Raw genomic sequence first — 17,964 nt, forward strand, 5'->3', positions numbered from 1 at the left:
CAGATGTCCCCGATGAATCCGATCAACCCCGACACCCCGATCGGCCCCGGCATCGGCGAAGGCCTGCCCGGCAACGGCAACCGCCGCCCCCGCCGGGCCCCCTCGGCCCCTCCGCCGTACGTCCTCACCGAGGACACTCCGGTGTACGTCATCTCCGTGGCCGCCGAACTGTCCGGCCTGCACCCGCAGACCCTGCGCCAGTACGACCGTCTCGGCCTGGTCTGCCCCGACCGCACCGCGGGCCGCGGCCGCCGCTACTCCTCCCGCGACATCCAGCAACTGCGCGAGGTCCAGCGGCTCTCCCAGGACGAGGGCATCAACCTGGCGGGCATCAAGCGGATCATCGAGCTGGAGAACCAGGTCACCGCCCTCCGGTCCCGCGTCGCGGAACTCGCCGACTCCCTGGAAGGCGCCGCCGCCGCCCTCCAGCAACGCGAGGCCGCCGTCCACGCCTCCTACCGCCGCGACCTCGTCCCGTACCAGCCCCCCACGCCGCAGTCCAGCGCCCTCGTCGTCTGGCGCCCCAAGCGCTGACCACGGCCGCACAGACACCGCCGCCGGCCCCCTCCTGTTCGGGGGGTGCCGGCGGCACTTTTGCAGTGAGAGAGTTCTGTTCTAGGCAGAAGTCGTCGATCTACCTGTGGCAAGGCGTCTCGTCAGTCGACTCATCACCGCCACCTAAGATCCTTGCCACAGCAGACGACAATCGCGTTGACTACGTGACGGTCAGCACTAGGAGCCGAAGATGAGTGGGCAAGAGCACGCAGGGACGGGACCTGCCGCATCACGGATCCTGTCCGAGGACGCCCGGAAGCTCTACCTGCAGGCCGTGAATGAAAACGGTCGTATCACTCCGGACGCCGGCCCGGCTGCCGGAAGCCCCGCTCTCGAAGAGCTGCTTGATCTCGGGCTACTCATACCCGACAGCGAAGAACCCGGAGCACTGCTGGCTGCCGATCCGGCACAACTCGCGAGCAGCCTGAGTTCGGCATGGCAACGACAAGCACTCGATTTGCTGTCAAAAGCAGTTTCCCTGCCGGCCGATCTCAGCGACCTCTCCGAGGCATTCCACGCCCCGGACACCACCGGCGGCTCCGTCGAATATGTCCACGGAAAGGCTCTGATTAATCAGAGGCTCCAACAGTCGGCAGCCCCGGGGGTCCTGGAAGGACTTTCCATGCAGCCCGGTGGACCAAGGCCCGCCGAAATGCTCACCTCGTTTCTGGAACGAGACCTGGAAATCCTCCGCCACGGCGCCTCGATGCGGACGATTTACCACGCGAGCACCCGCTACCACCAGCCAACACGTGACTACGTGGCGCAATTGACGGCAGAAGGGTGGCAGTTCCGGACGCTGGACGAACCGTACGCCCGGCTGATCATCGTGGATCGCCGCGTGGCCGTCATCCCGGTCGCCGCCGACTACAGCGCGGCCGCCTTCGTCCACGATCCGGCCGTCATCAGCTTCCTGATCGAGGAGGTCTTCGAACGGAGCTGGGGCAGAGCCCTGGAATTCGACGGCAATCGGGCCGTCCCGCACCAGGTGGTGTCCAGGCTCCGGCAGACCATCATCGACCTCATGCTGGCCGGCACCAACCACCGGGCCATCGCACGGAGGCTCGGCATCAGCGAGCGCACGCTCGCGCGGCACATCGCGGAGATGAGAGAGGAGCACAACGTCGACTCACTCTTCCAGCTCGGATATGTGCTCGGCCGGTCACCGCGAGCAGAAACCGACTGAAAGCCGGAAGACGGAGGCGCCCCGTCCGCGGCACCGGATCCGGCCGTTCCGCGCGCCGCCTCGATCAGGAGTCGCTGTCAGGTTCAGTTCCAGTGCAGGTCGTCGGCAACGGCAACGATTGCGGTGTCGGCAGTGGCCGCCTGCCCGCCGCCGGAGGAGAGAAGACCAGTGGTGAGCACCGCTACTCCGATGAGGATCGGAAGCGCGGCCTTACGGACGAGTCGACGTACGGACACGGACCCACCCTCCTTCTCTCGAACTCTGTGAACCGGACCAATAGAACTAGCATCCACATGATGCCGTACGTTCCGCAAGGGTGTCATCTCCCGGCCGCTCCGTCGAGCGTCATCTCTCTGCCAGGCATCGAGATGACAGGGCGGATCGCTGGACGGAACCGCGACCACTGATAGACGATCAGTTCGCCACCGACGGTCCCACGGAGATAGCGAACTTGCCGCTGTACCGTCAAATATCCGCCCAAATCTCCACCGGGTCTCCGACGCGAAAACCACTGTCCTCAGCGCCCGCCGGCACCACGTTTCTCACCCGGTCGGCCTTTCCCCGGAGTCGACATGACCGAGCCCTACCTGCGTCACCACGACAGCCAGGCCCCCGAGGGTCGGCGTGCGCGTGTGTTCCTGGCCGCGCCGCTGATGCGGCTGACCGGACCGGCCGACAGTGTGGTGACGCTCGCCAGCCGGACGCGGCTGACGACGCTTCGCACCACCCTGCTCCGCAGCGGTGCCGCCGTGTACAGCGCGCACCACAGTGACGCCTGGACCATCTCCGGCCGCGCACCGGAGCCCCGCGTTCCGTCCGACTTCCGCGCCCTGCAGTCCGCGGACCTCGTGTTCGCCTACGTGGGAGCGCCGCTCTCGGCCGGCGTGAGCCTGGAGCTGGGGTGGGCGTCGGCGCTGCGGAAGCCGATCGTCCTCCTCGTCGACGAGGCCATCACCCACAACCCGCTGATCGCCACGATCGAGCAGGTCGCCCCCGTCCTGCCGCTGGTGTTCGACGACACCTGGTCGCAGGAGGCCCTCAACCACACGGTGGAGACCGCCCTCGACTGGGCCGGCATGGCGCTCTCCCTCCGGGAGGGCTTCTGGACCGCCCCCGGCGAGCAGTTCAACGTCCCCCGGCAGCAGCCCCCGGTCCCCGGCTACTGGCCGACCGGCGCCGCCACCGGCTGAGCAGCGCTCACCCACCGGACTCCCCGTCCGGGCTCCCCGCATCTGCCAGCCCAGTCGGAACAGTGTCTCCGCGTCGTACAGCTCACGCAGCCGGGCGATGTGACCGGCCACCGTCCGCTCGCTCAGCCCCATCCGGCTGGCGATCGCCCGCTGCGTGAGCCCGCGGGCAAGCAGCCGGCCCACCTGCTCGAACGCCGTGGGCCCGGCGGATCCGTCCGCGAGCGTCTGCCGGTCCACCACCTGGGCCTGTTCCCACTGCCGCTCGAAGACGTCGACCAGGTAGGCGACCATCGCGGGATCCTCCACCACAGCGGCCACCGTGTGATCGGCGGTGGCCGGGATCAGCGCGACGGCCCGATCGAAGACGAGCGTCTTGGTGAAGGGGCCCTCCAGCAGCCGGATCGGGGCACCGACCCGCGTCGACCGCATCGCGTATTCGACGGTTCGCGGGTCGGGATTCACCGCGCTGTAGGCGCTGTCGGCGATCCGAAGGACCAGGAGGCCGAGGTCGACAAGCTGCTTGACCACCGGTTCGTCCTCCGGCCGGATGTCGCTGACGCGGATCCGCCCACCTTCCCTGAGGATCTCCTGGTAGAGCTCACGGGCGGCGGCGTCGGGCGGATCGGGCTCAGGCATCACGGGCTCCCCTCATCTGCCAGCCCAGCTGGAACAGCGTCTCCGTGTCGTACGACTCCCGTAGGCGCGCGATGTGACCGGCCACCGTCCGCTCGCTCAGCCCCATCCGGCTGGCGATCGCCCGCTGCGTGAGCCCGCGGGCGAGGAGGCGGCCGATGCGGACGGTGGTGGGGTGCGGGGGTTCGAGGTGGCGGTCGGCGGGGGTGGCACGGGCCCAGTCGCGTTCGAAATGGGCGACCAGGTGGGCCACGACGGCGGGGTCGGTGAGGAAGGTGGCGCGGCTGCGGTCCTCGGCGGCGCGGATGACGGCTGCTTTGCGGTCGAAGACGAGCAGCCGTTCGTACGGTTCGGCGAGCAGCCGGACCCGGGCGCCCTGGCGGGTGCGGAGGGCGATCTGGCGTTGGACGGTGTGGTCGGTGAGGGTGGCCGGCTGGTAGATGGTGCGCAGTGAGCAGCCGCGGCGGAGCAGGGAGAGGTCCTGGGCGAGGGCCGTTCGGAGGCCCTCGACGGGGCGGGGGCCGGGTTGGGCGGCGAGGACTTCTTCCTGGCATTCCGAGATGAGTTCGGAGATGCGCTGGCGGATGTCGGCGTTGCCGTCGACGTGGACGGGGTCGCCGCCGGGTCCGTCCGGGCGGCGGACGGCGTCGTAGGCGAGGGTGAGCGGGGCGAGGGCGTCCGGGAGCCGTTCGGCGTGCTGGAGCAGGCGGGTGGCGCGGGTGCGCAGTTCGGCGCCGAGGCGGTCGCCGAGGGCGCGCGGGTTGGCGGCGGTCCAGCCGGTGGCGGTGGTGGTGAGGAGGCCGCGGGCGACGAGGGCGGCGAAGGCGGGGCGGTCGGCGGGGGCGAGGCGTTCGGGGCGCAGTCGGCCGCCGCAGCGGACGGCGTTGAGGTAGAGGGCCTGCTCGGCCGGGCCGGGTTCATCGGTCATCGCGGGCGCCTCTCATCAGCCAGCCGAGCTGGAAGAGGGTTTGGGCGCCGTGGCGGTCGCGGAGGCGGGAGATGTGGCCGGCGACGGTGCGTTCGCTGAGGCCGAGGCGGGTGGCGACGGCGCGCTGGGTGAGGCCGCGGGCCAGGAGGCGGCCGACCCGGTCGGGGATGGTGCGGGCGGGTCCTTGGCCGAGGGCGGCGGTGGCTTCGGCGCTGTCGGCGCGGGCCCAGTCGCGTTCGAAGGTGCCGACGAGGAAGGTGATGGTGGCGGGGTCGCTGATGAAGGCGGCGGTGCTGTTGTCGTCGCTGGCGGAGATCACGGCGACGGTCCGGTCGAAGACGATGAGCCGCTGGAAGGGTTCGTCGAGGACGCGGATGAGGGAGCCGTGCCGGGTGACTTCCTCGGCGTAGGCGAGGGCGGGCGGTTCGGCGAGGGCGATCGGCTGGTAGATGGTGCGCAGTGAGCAGCCGCGTTGGAGGAGCTGGACGTCCTGGCGGAGGGCGACCTGCAGGGTGTCGGCGGGCCGGTGGCCGGGCTGGGCGGTGAGGACTTCGGAGCGGCAGTCGGAGACCAGTTGGGAGATCCGCTGGCGGATGTGGACGTGCCCTTCGACGTGGACGGCTCCGCCGGCCCGGCCGGAGGGGCGGGGCATCGCGTCGTAGGCGCGGGTGAGGCCGTCCAGGGCGCCCGGGAGGTTTTCGGCGCGGACCAGCAACCGGGTGGCCTCGCTGCGGAGTTCGGAGCCGAGGCGGTCGCTGACCGAGCGGGGGCTGACGGCGGTGTAGCAGCGGTCCATCGGGTTGACCATCAGCAGGCCGATGTCGATGAGCTGTTGGAGGGCGCCCCGGTCGGCGTCCGCGACCGCTCCGCAGGGGATGCGGCCGCCCTCGGCGATGATCGCCAGGTACAGCTGTCGGGCGGCCTCGTCGGGTTCCTCGCCCACGGGTCCTGCCTGGTGCGGCGCGACCGCCGGTTCCGCCGTCACGTCGCACTCTCCCTGCCGGACGTGTCTCCCCTGGTGCTGCCCGCGCTCCACCGCCGCGCGAACCGCGGGTACCGGGTGCCGGGCGGGCTCACGGTACCGGGTGCCGGTCCGGCGTGATCACGCGGTCCGACGCGATCATGCGGTCCGGCGGTCCGCGCTCGGGCGGTCGCGGTACCGCGGTCGGAACGGCGGGCACCCGGGCCCGGGTGCCGTCGCACACCGGGACATCGGGGCCCGCCGTCTGCACGCCAATGCCACGGCGATTCCGTCGAGGCGGAGCAGCAACGCCTCGACGGCTCCGGGTCCGGGGGCCATCACCACACATGGTCCCCGGCCGGCGCTCTTCCCCCCCGTTCCACCGGCGCGGGAATGGTGCGCCTGCGGTCAGTTCCGAAGAGCAAGTCGCCACCGTCGGGCTGCGGTTGCCCGGGCGACTTGGCGTGTCTCCACCCTCACAGTGTGACGGCCGGTGAACAAGTGCCGCCCGAGTGCATGTTCGCGCAATTGCAGTTACCTGCACTGCGGGGCGGGCGCGAGGAGGGAGGCGGCGGGGCGGATTCCGGTAAAGGCCGAGGCCAGCAGGGGGCGCGGGCGGCGCCCGGCGGTACCGCCGGTTGGCTGTCTCCGGTCAGGCTGCGGGTGCGCGTTCCTGCAACGGCGGCATGGTCCTGAGCTGCGTGTCTACGCGCGGTGACAGCGGGACGGCGTCGGCCGCCCCGCTGTCACCGGCGAGATCCCCGGCGCGGTCCGCCCGTACACCTCGGCGCACCCACGGTCCGCCCGCCCGCCTCAGCGCGCCAGCAGCCGCCCGCGCGCGAGCCCGGCCGCCGTGCCACCCGCCGCGAGCACCCAGGCGACCGCCAGCAGCAGGTACAGCCCGGCGGCCAGCGCGGTGAAGCCCCCGAAGCCGGTGTGCCGGGCGAGCGCGGAGGCGCCGGTGACGCAGGTGCCGATCGGGAAGGTGTACGCCCACCAGGTCATCGCGAAGGGCATCCCGGCCCGGCGGGCACGCAGGTTGGCGGCGAGCGCGACGGCCAGCCAGAGCATGGCGACCCCGATCACCGCGACGCCGTACAGCTCGGCGAGGTCGAGCATGGCGGGCGCCAGGGCGGGCAGCACCGGGCGGGCGGCGTCGGAGAGCTGGTGGACGGCGGTGACGGACTGGCCGAGCGGGCCGAGCACCAGGAACAGCGAGGGGGTGAGCGCCAGGGTGGGCAGCTTGCTGTGGAGCAGCCCGGCGAACACCACCGGCAGCAGCACGAGGGTGGCCAGCAGCCCGACCCCGAACAGTCCGCAGCAGGCGTACAGCATGGCCTGCTGCGGCGTCCCGGCCGGCAGGTGCGGGATCAGCACCGGGCCGCAGGCGGAGGCGACGAGCGGCGCGACCACCGGCAGCAGCCAGGTGGGGTTGGACTCCAGCACGGAGACCGGGTGCCGGGTGATCATCAGGTACGGGATGCCGCCGGCGACGGCCAGCGCGTACAGGGTGCCGACGCCCCACAGCACGGCGTCCACGGCGACGGCCGGGCCGGTGCCGATGACCCGCGAGCCGACCGTCATCGTCCCGAGGCCGACCGAGAGCAGGGCCATCGGCGGGCAGCCGTAGAAGACGGCGACGGCCGGTTGCTCCAGCAGGTGGGCGCGGGCGGCCTCGCGGTGCCGGGTGAGGTGGACCAGCCGGGCCGAGCCCAGCACCAGCAGGGCGGCCAGGCCGAGCGCCCACATCACCTCGCCGAAGCCGACCAGCCCGGGCAGTCGTACGGGCAGGGCGGCGGCGCCGTTGCCGAGGATCGCGGTGCCCATCACGGCGGCGTACCAGTTGGGGCCGAGCTCGGAGAGGTCGTACCGGGAGCGGCGGACGGCGGGGCGGGTGAGGGGGCGGAGCTCGGCCAAGGTGGACATGCTCCCCACCATCGGTCCGAAGGCGGGCCACCGGTAGCGCCGAGGATCCTATGGGGGCATAGCCTGGATCTATGGCCCTCTCCCCGCACGTCCCCGAACTCGGCGCCCTGGAACTGCTGCTCGCGGTCGCCCGGCTGGGCAGCGTCGGACGGGCGGCGGCCGAGCTGGGTGTCAGCCAGCCGACCGCCAGCGCCCGGATCAAGGGCATGGAGCGGCAGATCGGCGTTCCGCTGCTGGACCGCTCGCCCCGGGGCAGCAAGCCGACCGAGGCGGGCCGGCTGGTGGTCGAGTGGGCCCGGCAGGTGGTGGAGGCGGCGCAGGCGCTGGACGCCGGGATCGACGCGCTGCGCGAGCGCCGGGACGCCAAGCTGCGGGTGGTGGCCAGTCTGACCGTCGCCGAGTACCTGATGCCGGGCTGGCTGCTGGGGCTCTACGAGACCAGTCCCGGCACCGCGGTGACGCTGCGGACGGCGAACTCGGCGGAGGTCGCCGGGCACGTCCTGGCCGGGCACGCCGACCTGGGTTTCGTCGAGGGCCCGGCCACCCCGCCCGGGCTGGCCGGCGCGGTGGTGGCGGCGGACCGGCTGGTGGTCGTGGTGGCGCCCGGCCACCCGTGGGCGCGCCGCCGCGCCCCGCTGACCGGGCCCGAGCTGGCGGCCACCCCGCTGGTGCTGCGCGAGCCCGGCTCGGGCACCCGGGAGGTGCTGGAGATGGCGCTGCGGCCGTTCGGGGGCGCCGCGCAGCCCCGCCTCGAACTGGCCTCGTCCACCGCGCTGAAGGCGGCGGCGATGACCGGGGCGGGGCCGGTCTGCCTGAGCGAGCTGGCGGTGGTGGAGGAGTTGGCGACCCGGCGGCTGGTCGAGGTGCCGCTGGCGGAGGGCCTGGACCTGCGGCGGCCGCTGCGCGCGGTGTGGCCGGCCGGTCAGCGGCCCAGCGGCCCGGCCCGGGAGCTGCTGGTGCTGACCCGGAGGAACGCCCCCAAGCGTTCAGCCAGAGGTTGAGCGCGAGGGGATTGAACCAAAGGTTGAGCGGAATAGACTCAACTTAGTGCATGCTGTAGCCAGCAGTAGTGAACCGACGACGAGGGAGGACCCCCCAGCAGTGGACGCCAGCAAGTTCACCACCAAGACGCAGGACGCCCTGTCCGCCGCGATCCGGCAGGCGGGCGCGGCCGGCAACCCGGACGTCAAGCCGGTGCACATCCTGATCGCCCTGCTGGAGCAGCCCGAGGGCATCGCCCGGCCCCTGCTGGAAGCGGTCGGGGCCGACGTCGCCCGGGTCGGCGCCGAGGCGCGCCGCCAGTCGGCCGCGCTGCCCAGCGCGATGGGCTCGACGGTCGCCGCGCCGCAGCTCGCCCGGGACACCCTGGCGGTGCTCACCGAGGCCGGCAAGCGCGCGGACGACCTGGACGACCAGTACGTCTCCACCGAGCACCTGATGGTCGGCCTGGCCGCCGAGGGCGGGCCGGTCGCCGAGCTGCTGGCGCACCAGGGCGCGACGCCGAAGGCCCTGCTCGCCGCCTTCAAGGACGTCCGCGGCAGCAGCCGGGTCACCTCACCGGACCCGGAGGGCACCTACAAGGCCCTGGAGAAGTACGGCACCGACCTCACCCAGGCCGCCCGGGACGGCAAGCTCGACCCGGTGATCGGCCGCGACCACGAGATCCGCCGGGTCGTCCAGGTGCTCTCCCGCCGGACCAAGAACAACCCGGTGCTGATCGGCGAGCCGGGCGTCGGCAAGACCGCCGTGGTCGAGGGCCTGGCCCAGCGCATCGTGGCCGGCGACGTGCCGGAGTCGCTGCGCGGCAAGCGGCTGGTCGCGCTGGACCTCAGCGCGATGGTCGCGGGCGCCAAGTACCGCGGTGAGTTCGAGGAGCGGCTGAAGGCCGTCCTGAACGACATCAAGGCCTCCGACGGCCGGGTCGTCACCTTCATCGACGAGTTGCACACCATGGTCGGCGCGGGCGCCGGCGGCGACTCCGCGATGGACGCGGGCAACATGCTCAAGCCGATGCTGGCCCGCGGCGAGCTGCGGATGGTCGGCGCCACCACGCTGGACGAGTACCGCGAGCGGATCGAGAAGGACCCGGCCCTGGAGCGCCGATTCCAGCAGGTGCTGGTCGGCGAGCCCAGCGTCGAGGACTCGATCGCCATCCTGCGCGGCCTCAAGGGCCGGTACGAGGCGCACCACAAGGTGCAGATCTCGGACGCCGCCCTGGTCGCCGCGGCCACCCTGTCCAACCGCTACATCACCTCCCGCTTCCTGCCCGACAAGGCGATCGACCTGGTCGACGAGGCGGCCTCCCGGCTGCGGATGGAGATCGACTCCTCCCCGGTCGAGATCGACGAACTCCAGCGCTCCGTCGACCGGTTGCGCATGGAGGAGCTGGCCCTGGAGAAGGAGTCGGACCCGGCCTCGGTCGACCGACTGGCCCGGCTGCGGCGCGATCTCGCCGACAAGAACGAGCAGTTGAGCGTGCTCACGGCACGCTGGGAGCAGGAGAAGAAGAGCCTCAACCGGGTCGGCGAGCTCAAGGAGCGGCTGGACGACCTGCACGGCGCGCTCGAACGCGCCCAGCGCGACGGGGACTTCGAGCGGGCGTCCAAGCTGATGTACGCCGAGATCCCGGCCGCCGAGAAGGAGCTCACCGACGCCCAGGAGCGCGCGGCGACGGCGGACCACGAGCCCGGGGCGGCCTCCGCCCCGATGGTCAAGGAGGAGGTCGGCCCGGACGACGTGGCCGATGTGGTCGCCTCCTGGACGGGCATCCCGGCCGGCCGCCTGCTGGAGGGAGAGAGCGCCAAACTCCTGCGCATGGAGGAGGAGTTGGGCAGGCGCCTGATCGGCCAGGCGGAGGCCGTGCAGGCCGTCTCGGACGCGGTGCGCCGCACCCGGTCCGGCATCGCCGACCCGGACCGCCCGACCGGATCCTTCCTCTTCCTCGGCCCGACCGGGGTCGGCAAGACCGAACTCGCCAAGGCCCTGGCCGACTTCCTGTTCGACGACGAGCGGGCGATGGTCCGGATCGACATGAGCGAGTACGGCGAGAAGCACTCGGTCTCCCGCCTGGTCGGCGCCCCGCCCGGGTACGTCGGCTACGAGGAGGGCGGCCAGCTCACCGAGGCGGTCCGCCGCCGCCCGTACAGCGTCGTCCTGCTGGACGAGGTCGAGAAGGCGCACCCGGAGGTCTTCGACGTCCTGCTCCAGGTGCTCGACGACGGGCGGCTCACCGACGGCCAGGGCCGCACGGTGGACTTCCGCAACGCCATCCTGATCCTCACCTCCAACCTGGGGTCCCAGTTCCTGGTCGACCCGACCACCCCGGACACGGAGAAGCGGGAGCTGGTGCTGGGCGCCGTCCGGGCCGCGTTCAAGCCGGAGTTCCTCAACCGGCTGGACGACATCGTGGTCTTCGAGCCGCTGGGCACCGGCGAGCTGAGCCGGATCGTCGACCTGCAGCTGGCCCGCCTCGGCGAGCGGCTGAACGAGCGGCGGCTCACCCTGGAGGTCTCCGAGGCCGCCCGCGACTGGCTGGCGCTCACCGGCTACGACCCGGCGTACGGCGCCCGCCCGCTGCGCCGGCTGGTGCAGTCCGCGATCGGCGACCAGCTGGCCCGGGCGATCCTGTCCGGCGCGGTGCACGACGGGGACACCGTCCTGGTCGAACGGGACGAGGAGGGCGACCGCCTCACCGTCCGCGGCCGGGGGCCGCTGGAGAAGTAGTGAAGCAGTGCCGTGCGCGGGCCGCTTTTCCTTCCGTGTGGAAGGAGGGCGGCCCGCGCCGCTGCGTTCGGTCGACCGCGCCCGTACGGTCAGCGGGCCCCGTAGAGCCCCGTAGGGCCCCCGTAGGGCCCCCGTAGGGTCAGTCGGCCGCGCCCCGGCGCTGCCGCCGCCTCGACCGGTCCCGCCAGCTGCGCGCCAGCCGGTGCAGCTCGGCCACCTGGGCCTCCGGCAGGTCCCAGGTCTGGGTCAGCAGCCGTAACGTCGAGACGCGCGGGCAGGAGACGCCCCGCTCCAGGTCGCGGATCGACCGCACGCTCAACCCCGTCGCGTCACCCAGTTGCTCCTGCGTCATCCCCCGGTCCAGCCGGATGGTCCGCAGCAGCGCACCGAGCGATGCGCCCTCCCCCGTCACCGTTCCGTCCATGTTTGTTCCCCCCTCAACTCAGAACAGCTCAACTTGCCCGTGCGGGACGGGCTTTGCGTGAAGTGAGTTCCGTCGCACGCTAACCGCATCCGGCCCGCACGGCAGGCGAACCCGTGCGCCGGGCGCGTGACGTGGCTCACTCAAGACCCCGTCACGCGGCCCCCTCCCACCCCCGGACACCCTCCGTGACCGACACCCGTCGCGAGCCCCGTGCGAGCCCCGTGCGAGCCCCGTCGAGCACCCCCGAACAGCGCCGGAACGAAGATCGACGCGCCTCCGGGTGCCCCTGTGAGCGAGGCCCCGAATGAGGCAGGATGGGAGGTGGAAAGGGCGGCCTCTCATTGCCGGCCACCACGTGCACTGAGGAAGAGGACCCCCATGAGCATCGACCCGTCGTCCATCCCGTCGTTCGGCGCGCCCCAGGGCGGCCAGCCCGGCGGCCAGGGCGGCGGCCCGGCCGGTCCGCCGCCGATCATCGTCCCGGACCAGAGCCTGGTCGCCCAGCTGCTCGACCAGATGCAGCTCAAGCACGTCGTGGACGAGGAGGGCGACCTCACCGCCCCCTGGGAGGGCTTCCGCGTCTACTACATGTTCCGCGGCGAGCAGAAGGAGCTCTTCGCGGTGCGCGCGTTCTACGACCGTGCGTACCCGCTGGAGAAGAAGGGCGAGATCCTCGACCTGATCGACGAGTGGAACCGCGAGACCCTCTGGCCCAAGGTGTACACCCACACCCACGAGGACGGCGTGGTCCGCCTGATCGGCGAGGCCCAGATGATCGTCGGCACCGGCGTCAACCTGGACTACTTCGTGAGCACCACCGCCAACTGGACCCAGGCCGCGGTCGGCTTCGAGCAGTGGATCGTCGAGCGCCTGGGCCTGCAGAACGAGATCGAGGGCGAGGACGGCGAGGCCCCCGAGGGCACCGACGAGGCCTGATCCCGCCCCGGCACCCCGCCCGGCACCGCCGGGCACACCCCGGCACCGTCCGGTACGGTCCGCCACCACGCTCGCGTCGGTGGCGGGCCGTACCTGTCCCCGGCCCCCGGCTGTCCCAGGACGGCCGCCTCTCCTCGGGCCGGGCGGGCTCGGCGGGTGCGCGTGCTTTCCATTGCTCGCCGGCCGTCAGAGGATGGCCGTCACTACGAGCCGTGAGGAGCCGCTGATGGGTACGAGGCCGCTGTTGAACCGCCGACTGGCCGGGATGGGCACGACGATCTTCGCCGAGATGTCGGCCCTGGCCACGGCAACCGGCTCGATCAACCTCGGGCAGGGATTCCCGGACACCGACGGGCCCGAGGAGGTCCGCGAAGCGGCCGTGCGGGCGCTGCGCGAGGGCCGGGGCAACCAGTACCCGCCCGGGCCCGGCGTCCCCGAGCTGCGCACCGCCATCGCCGAGCACCAGCAGCGCTTCCACGGCCTGTCGTACGACCCGGACACCGAGGTGCTGGTCACCGCCGGTGCCACCGAGGCCATCGCCGCCGCCCTGCTGGCCCTGCTGGAGCCGGGCGACGAGGTGATCGCCCTCGAGCCCTTCTACGACTCCTACGCCGCCTGCATCGCGATGGCCGGCGCCGTCCGCATCCCGCTCACCCTCCGGGCCCCGGACTTCCGCCCGGACCTGGACGAGCTGCGCGCCCTGATCACCCCGCGCACCCGGCTGCTGCTGATCAACACCCCGCACAACCCCACCGGCACCGTCCTCACCGCCGACGAGCTGCGCGGCATCGCCGAACTCGCCGTCGAGCACGACCTGCTGGTGGTCACGGACGAGGTGTACGAGCACCTGGTCTTCGGCGCCACCCACCACCCGATCGCCGCCCTCCCCGGCATGCGCGAACGCACCGTCACCATCTCGTCCGCCGGCAAGACCTTCTCCTTCACCGGCTGGAAGGTCGGCTGGGTCACCGCGAGCCCGGCCCTGGTCGCGGCCGTGCGCACCGCCAAGCAGTACCTCACCTACGTGAGCGCCGGACCCTTCCAGTACGCCGTCGCCGAGGCGCTGCGGCTGCCCGACAGCTACTTCGACAGCCTCCGCGCCGACCTGCGGCGCAAGCGGGACCTGCTGATCGACGGCCTGGCGGCGGCCGGCTTCCGGGCCTTCACCCCCGAGGGCACGTACTTCGTCACCACCGACATCACCCCACTCGGAGAGAAGGACGGCGTCGAGTTCTGCCGCGCCCTGCCCGAGCGCTGCGGGGTCGTCGCCATCCCGAACGCCGTGTTCTACGACAACGTCGACGCCGGCCGTAGCCTGGTCCGCTTCACTTTCTGCAAAAAGGACGATGTCCTCCAGGAGGCCGTGACCCGTCTGCAGCGCCTCTGAGGGCCCGCGCGCCCCCTTTCGCGCCCTTCGAACAGGAGCGGTCCCGCCCCGACAACAGTTCTGAGGCACCATCAACTTGCTTGGTCGGCTTGCCCGTTTACTGCCAGCGAGGCACATCCGACGGCCTTTCCGGCACACCTCCGCCGCCCTCTCCGCCCCGTGCAGGGAGGGCGGCGGCGCGTGATGCGCGCGGGCGGCGCACACCCGGCGCGCACGGCGCACGACCCGGCGGTAGGGGCGCGCGCTGTGCAAACTCGCACACCGGGTCGATCAGAGCCGGGAAGCAGGTGTGCTCGAAACGGTGAATGCTTGACAAAGTTGGGTAAATCACCGGCGGACCCGGCGTATTCGTGCTTCTCTGCTGCTGAATCTCCAGCCGGAATCCTTCCTTCCACGGTCGGCCGCGCCCAGGGCCGCACAGCCACGAACAGCCTCGCGATCGCCTAGGCCTACTCGCTGCTGCTCGGCGGGCGCGCACGGAGCTGAAACGCGGAGCCGAGCATGCTCACCACACTGCAGACCTCCTACACGGACACCCGCGCCGGTGACCTCGCCTGGTGCCTCGGCGGCGACCCGCTGCCCGCTCTCGCGGTCCGCGACCTGAGACTCTCCGGAGGCGGCCGTCCGGGCACGACCGGCACCCTCCAGCTGCGGCTGCTGGGCGCCTCGCACCAAGTGGTGATCGACGCCGGTCCCGGCCGGTGCCTGGAGACCGTCGCCTGCCTGCCCGGCCGCCGCACCCCACTGCCGGCCCGGGTGGCCAAACAGGTCGGCGGCTGGGAGTACGAGTTCGCCGCCCGGATCGAGGCGCTGCCGCCGCACGACTTCGCCGCCCGCGCCCAGGAACTGCTCACCCTCGTCGAAGGCCACCCGCGGGGCCTCGCCGGGGTCTTCCCGGGCGACCCCAGCGCCTTCACCGCACTGGTCACCCAGGGCGGCACGGACCGCCTGCTCTGGCGGACCTGGCACGCCTACCCGCAGGAGGGGCAGCTGGTGTGCACCCGCTCCTCGCTCGTGGTGTCGGGGCCATGACCACCGAAGGCCAGGACGGAAGCACCGATCCGGACATACGCCGCAAAACGAAGGCCTCCGAATCGTACGCAGGAACGATTCGTCAATCCGACGTCGCTCACTGTCCGTCGGATGGGCGCAGCTATCCGTCCCGCACGTCCCCTAGCGTTTGTTCGTGATCAACCATCCGGCCGGTCCGCCCGCACGCCCGCGAGTGGACCTCGACGACGGCACCCCACCCCGCCCCGGGCACGGCCTCGCCCCACTGCCCGCCCGCCGTCGGTCCCGGCTGCGCTGCCGCCCCCGGCTCGCCCGCCTGACCGTCCTGATGGCCGCGTTCGTCTGCGCGGCCTGCGGACTGGTCTACGAGCTCGAACTCGTCGCGCTCGGCGACTACCTGCTCGGGGACACCGTCACCCAGACCTCCGTCGTGCTCTCCGTCATGGTGTTCGCGATGGGCCTCGGCTCCCTGCTCGCCAAACGGCTCACCCGCCGACCCGCCACCGCCTTCGCCCTCGTCGAGTGCGCGCTCGCCCTCACCGGCGGACTCTCCGTCCTCACCCTCTACTCCTGCTGGGCCTGGCTCGGCCGCTACCAAGCCGCGATGGTCGGCCTCACCTGCCTCATCGGCACCCTGATCGGCGCCGAGATCCCCCTGTTGATGACCCTCATCCAACGGATCCGGCGCGAGGACGCGGGCCGCGCCGCAGCCGACCTGTTCGCCGCCGACTACGTGGGCGCGCTGATCGGCGGACTCGCCTTCCCGTTCCTGATCCTGCCCGCGCTCGGCCCCGGCGACGGCGCACTTGTCACCGGCGCCGTCAACGCCGTCGCCGGCGCCGCCGTCGTGCTCTGGCTCTTCCGGGAAGAACCGGCCCCGCCGATACGACGGCTCCTCTGGGGCGGCTGCCTGCTCGTCCTCGCCGTGCTCGCCGCGGCCGCCGCCGGCTCCGAGAGCATCGAACGCGCCGCCCGGCACGCCCTCTACGGCGACCAGGTCCGCTACGCCACCCGCAGCCGGCACCAGGAAATCGTGCTCACCGGCCCCGCCGAGGGCCCCCTCCGGCTCTACCTCGACGGACGACTCGCGGTCTGCGGCCCCGACGAGTACCGGGCCGGCGAGGGCCTGGTCCACCCCGCCATGGCCGCCGGCCCCGACACCCGCGTCCTGCTGCTCGGCGGCGGCGACGGGCTCGCCCTCCGGGAGGTCCTGCGACACCGGGGCGTCCGCTCCGTCCGGCTGGTCGACGCCGACCCAGCCCTCCCCCGGCTCGCCCGCACCGACCCCGCCCTCGCCGCCCTCGGCGGCCACTCCCTGGACGACCCCCGGGTCCGCACCACCGCCGCCGACCCGATGGCCTGGCTGCGCGGAGCGGGCACGGACGCGGACGCGGACGCGGACGCCTCCGGCGGCGACGGACCGTACGACGTGGTGCTCGCCGACCTGCCCGCACCGGCCGACGGCGGGCCGGTCAAGTTCCACTCCCAGGAGTTCTACGGCCTCGCCGCCCGGCTGCTCTCCCCCGGCGGCCGGATCGCCGTCCGGGCCGGAAGCGACCTGGACGGCCTCTGGCAGATCGACTCCGGTCTGCGCACGGCCGGGCTGCAGACCACCCCGTACGCCGTCCCCGGCAGCCCCACCGCCACCTGCCGCCCCGGCCCACCGGACACCACCCAGAACTACCTCCTCGCCGCCGCCACCCGCCCCCCGCTCACCCTCGCCCCCGACGCCCCGCCGCCCCTCGCCCTCACCCCCGACACCCTCCACGCCTCCACCACCCGCCTCACCACCCTCCGCCCCGCCCACCCTCTGGCCGCCCTCACCCTCCTCAGCCCCCGCTGACCGGCGGTCACAGGCACCCTCAGGAGCAGTCGGGCCTCCGGGGGAGCACGAGCGATCGGAACGACGGTGGGCCGGGCGGGTCGCGAGGCGCCGGGCGGGGGTGTGAGGGGTCGGTCGGGGTGGGGCGGGTGAGGTGGGGAAAGTCGGGTGGTGGTGGGTAGGGACCGGGCGGGTTCGGGTCGGTAGGCTCCGTGGCATGGAGCATGAGGTTGTCGTCCCGATGCCCGCCGAGCTGGTGCGGCAGGCCTTGCAGGATCCGGCACTGCTGGCGCGGAGTGTGCCGGGGCTGAGCACCGAGCCGGCTGCGGTCGGGGGCGGGCCGGCCGAGGAGATCAGCGGGCGGCTGAAGCTGCGGATCGGCAGCTCCACGATCACGTACAAGGGTGTGCTGTCGCTGATCGGGGGCCGGGAGGGCGTGCTGACCGTGCTCGCCGAGGGCCAGGAGGCCCGGGGCAGTGGTGAGGCGACGGCCACCGTGCGGGTCAGCGTCGCGGACGGCGCCGAGGACGGCACCGCCGTGATCCGCTTCACCGGCGATCTGAGCGCCACCGGTCGGCTGACCGAGTTCGACGGGGAGTCCCTCGACGCCACCGGCCGCCGACTGCTGGACAGGTTCGCCGCCGCCCTGGTGGCCCCGGAGGGCGACCAGGAGGGCGACCAGGAGCAGGACCAGGACCAGGAGGACGCCGAGGCCGGGACCGCCGGAGTGGTCTTCATCGAGGACCGCCTGGACCAGCCCGGTGACGACCTCGACGACGACCTCTCCGATCTGATCGCCTTCTCCGACGCCGACGCCGAGCGCTTCGGTCTCCCCACCGGCTCCGCCGACGACGAGGACGAGGACGAGGACGAGGACGCCCAGGACGGGCAGAACGAGGACGGGGACGACAGCGGCGCCGAGGTGGCGGACGACGTCGAGGAGGGCTCCGCCGAGCAGGACGCCGTCGCCGAGGAGATCCCCGTCGAGCCGCTCTTCGCGTACGAGGAGGAGCCGGTGCTCACCGGCCCGGTGCGCCGCAGCATCGTCGGCCGGTCCGCCGAGGAGGTGGATCACGCCCCGCCGCGCGGTCCGTACGCCCCGGCGCTGCCGTCCCGCAGCGCGCGGGCCCGGGCGGCGTCCCGCTGGGGCGGCGAGGCGGGCGGGATCGTGGTGCCGGGTGCCGGCGGCCGTAGTGCGGTGCCGTGGGTGATCGGCGGTTCGGTGGCGCTGCTGGGTGGTGCCGTGGTGCTGGTGAGGGCGCTGCGCCGCCGCTAGTCGGCC

General features: G+C 72.6%; 15 protein-coding genes. 10 read left to right on the forward strand and 5 right to left on the reverse strand.

Features of this window, described 5'->3' with window-relative positions:
• Positions 1 to 3 precede the first annotated feature (3 nt).
• Entirely contained in the window at positions 4 to 534 is a 531-nt protein-coding gene (locus ACZ51D_RS07555; RefSeq protein ID WP_360496640.1) for a heat shock protein transcriptional repressor HspR, read from the forward strand.
• Positions 535 to 745: 211 nt separating this feature from the next.
• Positions 746 to 1,741 carry a helix-turn-helix domain-containing protein gene (locus ACZ51D_RS07560; RefSeq protein ID WP_360496643.1) on the forward strand — a complete coding sequence of 332 codons (996 nt, stop codon included), beginning with the start codon at positions 746 to 748 and terminating at the stop codon, positions 1,739 to 1,741.
• A gap of 83 nt (positions 1,742 to 1,824) precedes the next feature.
• Here ACZ51D_RS07560 and ACZ51D_RS07565 read toward each other — a convergent pair whose 3' ends face one another.
• A complete protein-coding gene (locus ACZ51D_RS07565) occupies positions 1,825 to 1,977 on the reverse strand; it encodes a hypothetical protein (RefSeq protein WP_360496646.1) in 153 nt (50 codons plus the stop codon).
• Positions 1,978 to 2,313: 336 nt separating this feature from the next.
• Between ACZ51D_RS07565 and ACZ51D_RS07570 the strand changes: the two genes are divergently transcribed.
• Entirely contained in the window at positions 2,314 to 2,931 is a 618-nt protein-coding gene (locus ACZ51D_RS07570) for a TIR domain-containing protein (RefSeq protein ID WP_051709310.1), read from the forward strand.
• Between the two features lie 628 nt (positions 2,932 to 3,559).
• Here ACZ51D_RS07570 and ACZ51D_RS07575 read toward each other — a convergent pair.
• From ACZ51D_RS07575 to ACZ51D_RS07585, 3 genes are all read right to left on the reverse strand, one after another.
• Positions 3,560 to 4,492 (reverse strand): LuxR C-terminal-related transcriptional regulator, encoded by a 933-nt coding sequence (locus tag ACZ51D_RS07575; protein WP_465615329.1) that lies wholly within the window; start codon positions 4,490 to 4,492, stop codon positions 3,560 to 3,562.
• Entirely contained in the window at positions 4,482 to 5,477 is a 996-nt protein-coding gene (locus ACZ51D_RS07580) for a LuxR C-terminal-related transcriptional regulator (protein WP_465615331.1), read from the reverse strand. Before ACZ51D_RS07580 ends, ACZ51D_RS07575 begins: the two co-directional genes overlap by 11 nt.
• Positions 5,478 to 6,266: 789 nt before the next feature.
• Positions 6,267 to 7,379 (reverse strand): TDT family transporter, encoded by a 1,113-nt coding sequence (locus ACZ51D_RS07585; RefSeq protein ID WP_465661548.1) that lies wholly within the window; start codon positions 7,377 to 7,379, stop codon positions 6,267 to 6,269.
• Between the two features lie 71 nt (positions 7,380 to 7,450).
• On the opposite strand from ACZ51D_RS07585, the gene ACZ51D_RS07590 reads away from it, so the two are divergent.
• Complete coding sequence (locus tag ACZ51D_RS07590; protein WP_465661550.1) at positions 7,451 to 8,380, forward strand: LysR family transcriptional regulator; 930 nt, start codon at positions 7,451 to 7,453, stop codon at positions 8,378 to 8,380.
• Positions 8,381 to 8,480: 100 nt separating this feature from the next.
• A complete protein-coding gene (gene clpB / locus ACZ51D_RS07595) occupies positions 8,481 to 11,102 on the forward strand; it encodes an ATP-dependent chaperone ClpB (protein WP_360496660.1) in 2,622 nt (873 codons plus the stop codon).
• A gap of 139 nt (positions 11,103 to 11,241) precedes the next feature.
• Here the strand turns inward: clpB and ACZ51D_RS07600 are convergent, their stop codons facing one another.
• Positions 11,242 to 11,526, reverse strand: a complete 285-nt coding sequence (locus ACZ51D_RS07600) for a helix-turn-helix domain-containing protein (RefSeq protein ID WP_360496663.1) — start codon at positions 11,524 to 11,526, stop codon at positions 11,242 to 11,244.
• 378 nt (positions 11,527 to 11,904) lie between these two features.
• On the opposite strand from ACZ51D_RS07600, the gene ACZ51D_RS07605 reads away from it, so the two are divergent.
• From ACZ51D_RS07605 to ACZ51D_RS07625, 5 genes are all read left to right on the forward strand, one after another.
• The gene (locus tag ACZ51D_RS07605; protein ID WP_465661552.1) at positions 11,905 to 12,462 is read left to right on the forward strand and encodes a type III secretion system chaperone family protein; all 558 of its coding nucleotides are present in this window, start codon (positions 11,905 to 11,907) and stop codon (positions 12,460 to 12,462) included.
• Between the two features lie 226 nt (positions 12,463 to 12,688).
• Positions 12,689 to 13,849, forward strand: a complete 1,161-nt coding sequence (locus tag ACZ51D_RS07610) for a pyridoxal phosphate-dependent aminotransferase (RefSeq protein WP_465661554.1) — start codon at positions 12,689 to 12,691, stop codon at positions 13,847 to 13,849.
• Positions 13,850 to 14,350: 501 nt separating this feature from the next.
• Positions 14,351 to 14,881 carry a DUF2617 family protein gene (locus ACZ51D_RS07615; protein ID WP_465615341.1) on the forward strand — a complete coding sequence of 177 codons (531 nt, stop codon included), beginning with the start codon at positions 14,351 to 14,353 and terminating at the stop codon, positions 14,879 to 14,881.
• 307 nt (positions 14,882 to 15,188) lie between these two features.
• On the forward strand, positions 15,189 to 16,703 hold the full coding sequence (locus ACZ51D_RS07620) for a polyamine aminopropyltransferase (protein ID WP_465661757.1): 1,515 nt from the start codon (positions 15,189 to 15,191) through the stop codon (positions 16,701 to 16,703).
• A gap of 196 nt (positions 16,704 to 16,899) precedes the next feature.
• Positions 16,900 to 17,958: an SRPBCC family protein gene (locus tag ACZ51D_RS07625; protein ID WP_465615343.1), complete on the forward strand. Its 1,059-nt coding sequence runs from the start codon at positions 16,900 to 16,902 to the stop codon at positions 17,956 to 17,958.
• The last annotated feature ends 6 nt before the right edge of the window (positions 17,959 to 17,964 follow it).

This window comes from Kitasatospora sp. NPDC033851 (assembly GCF_055576085.1).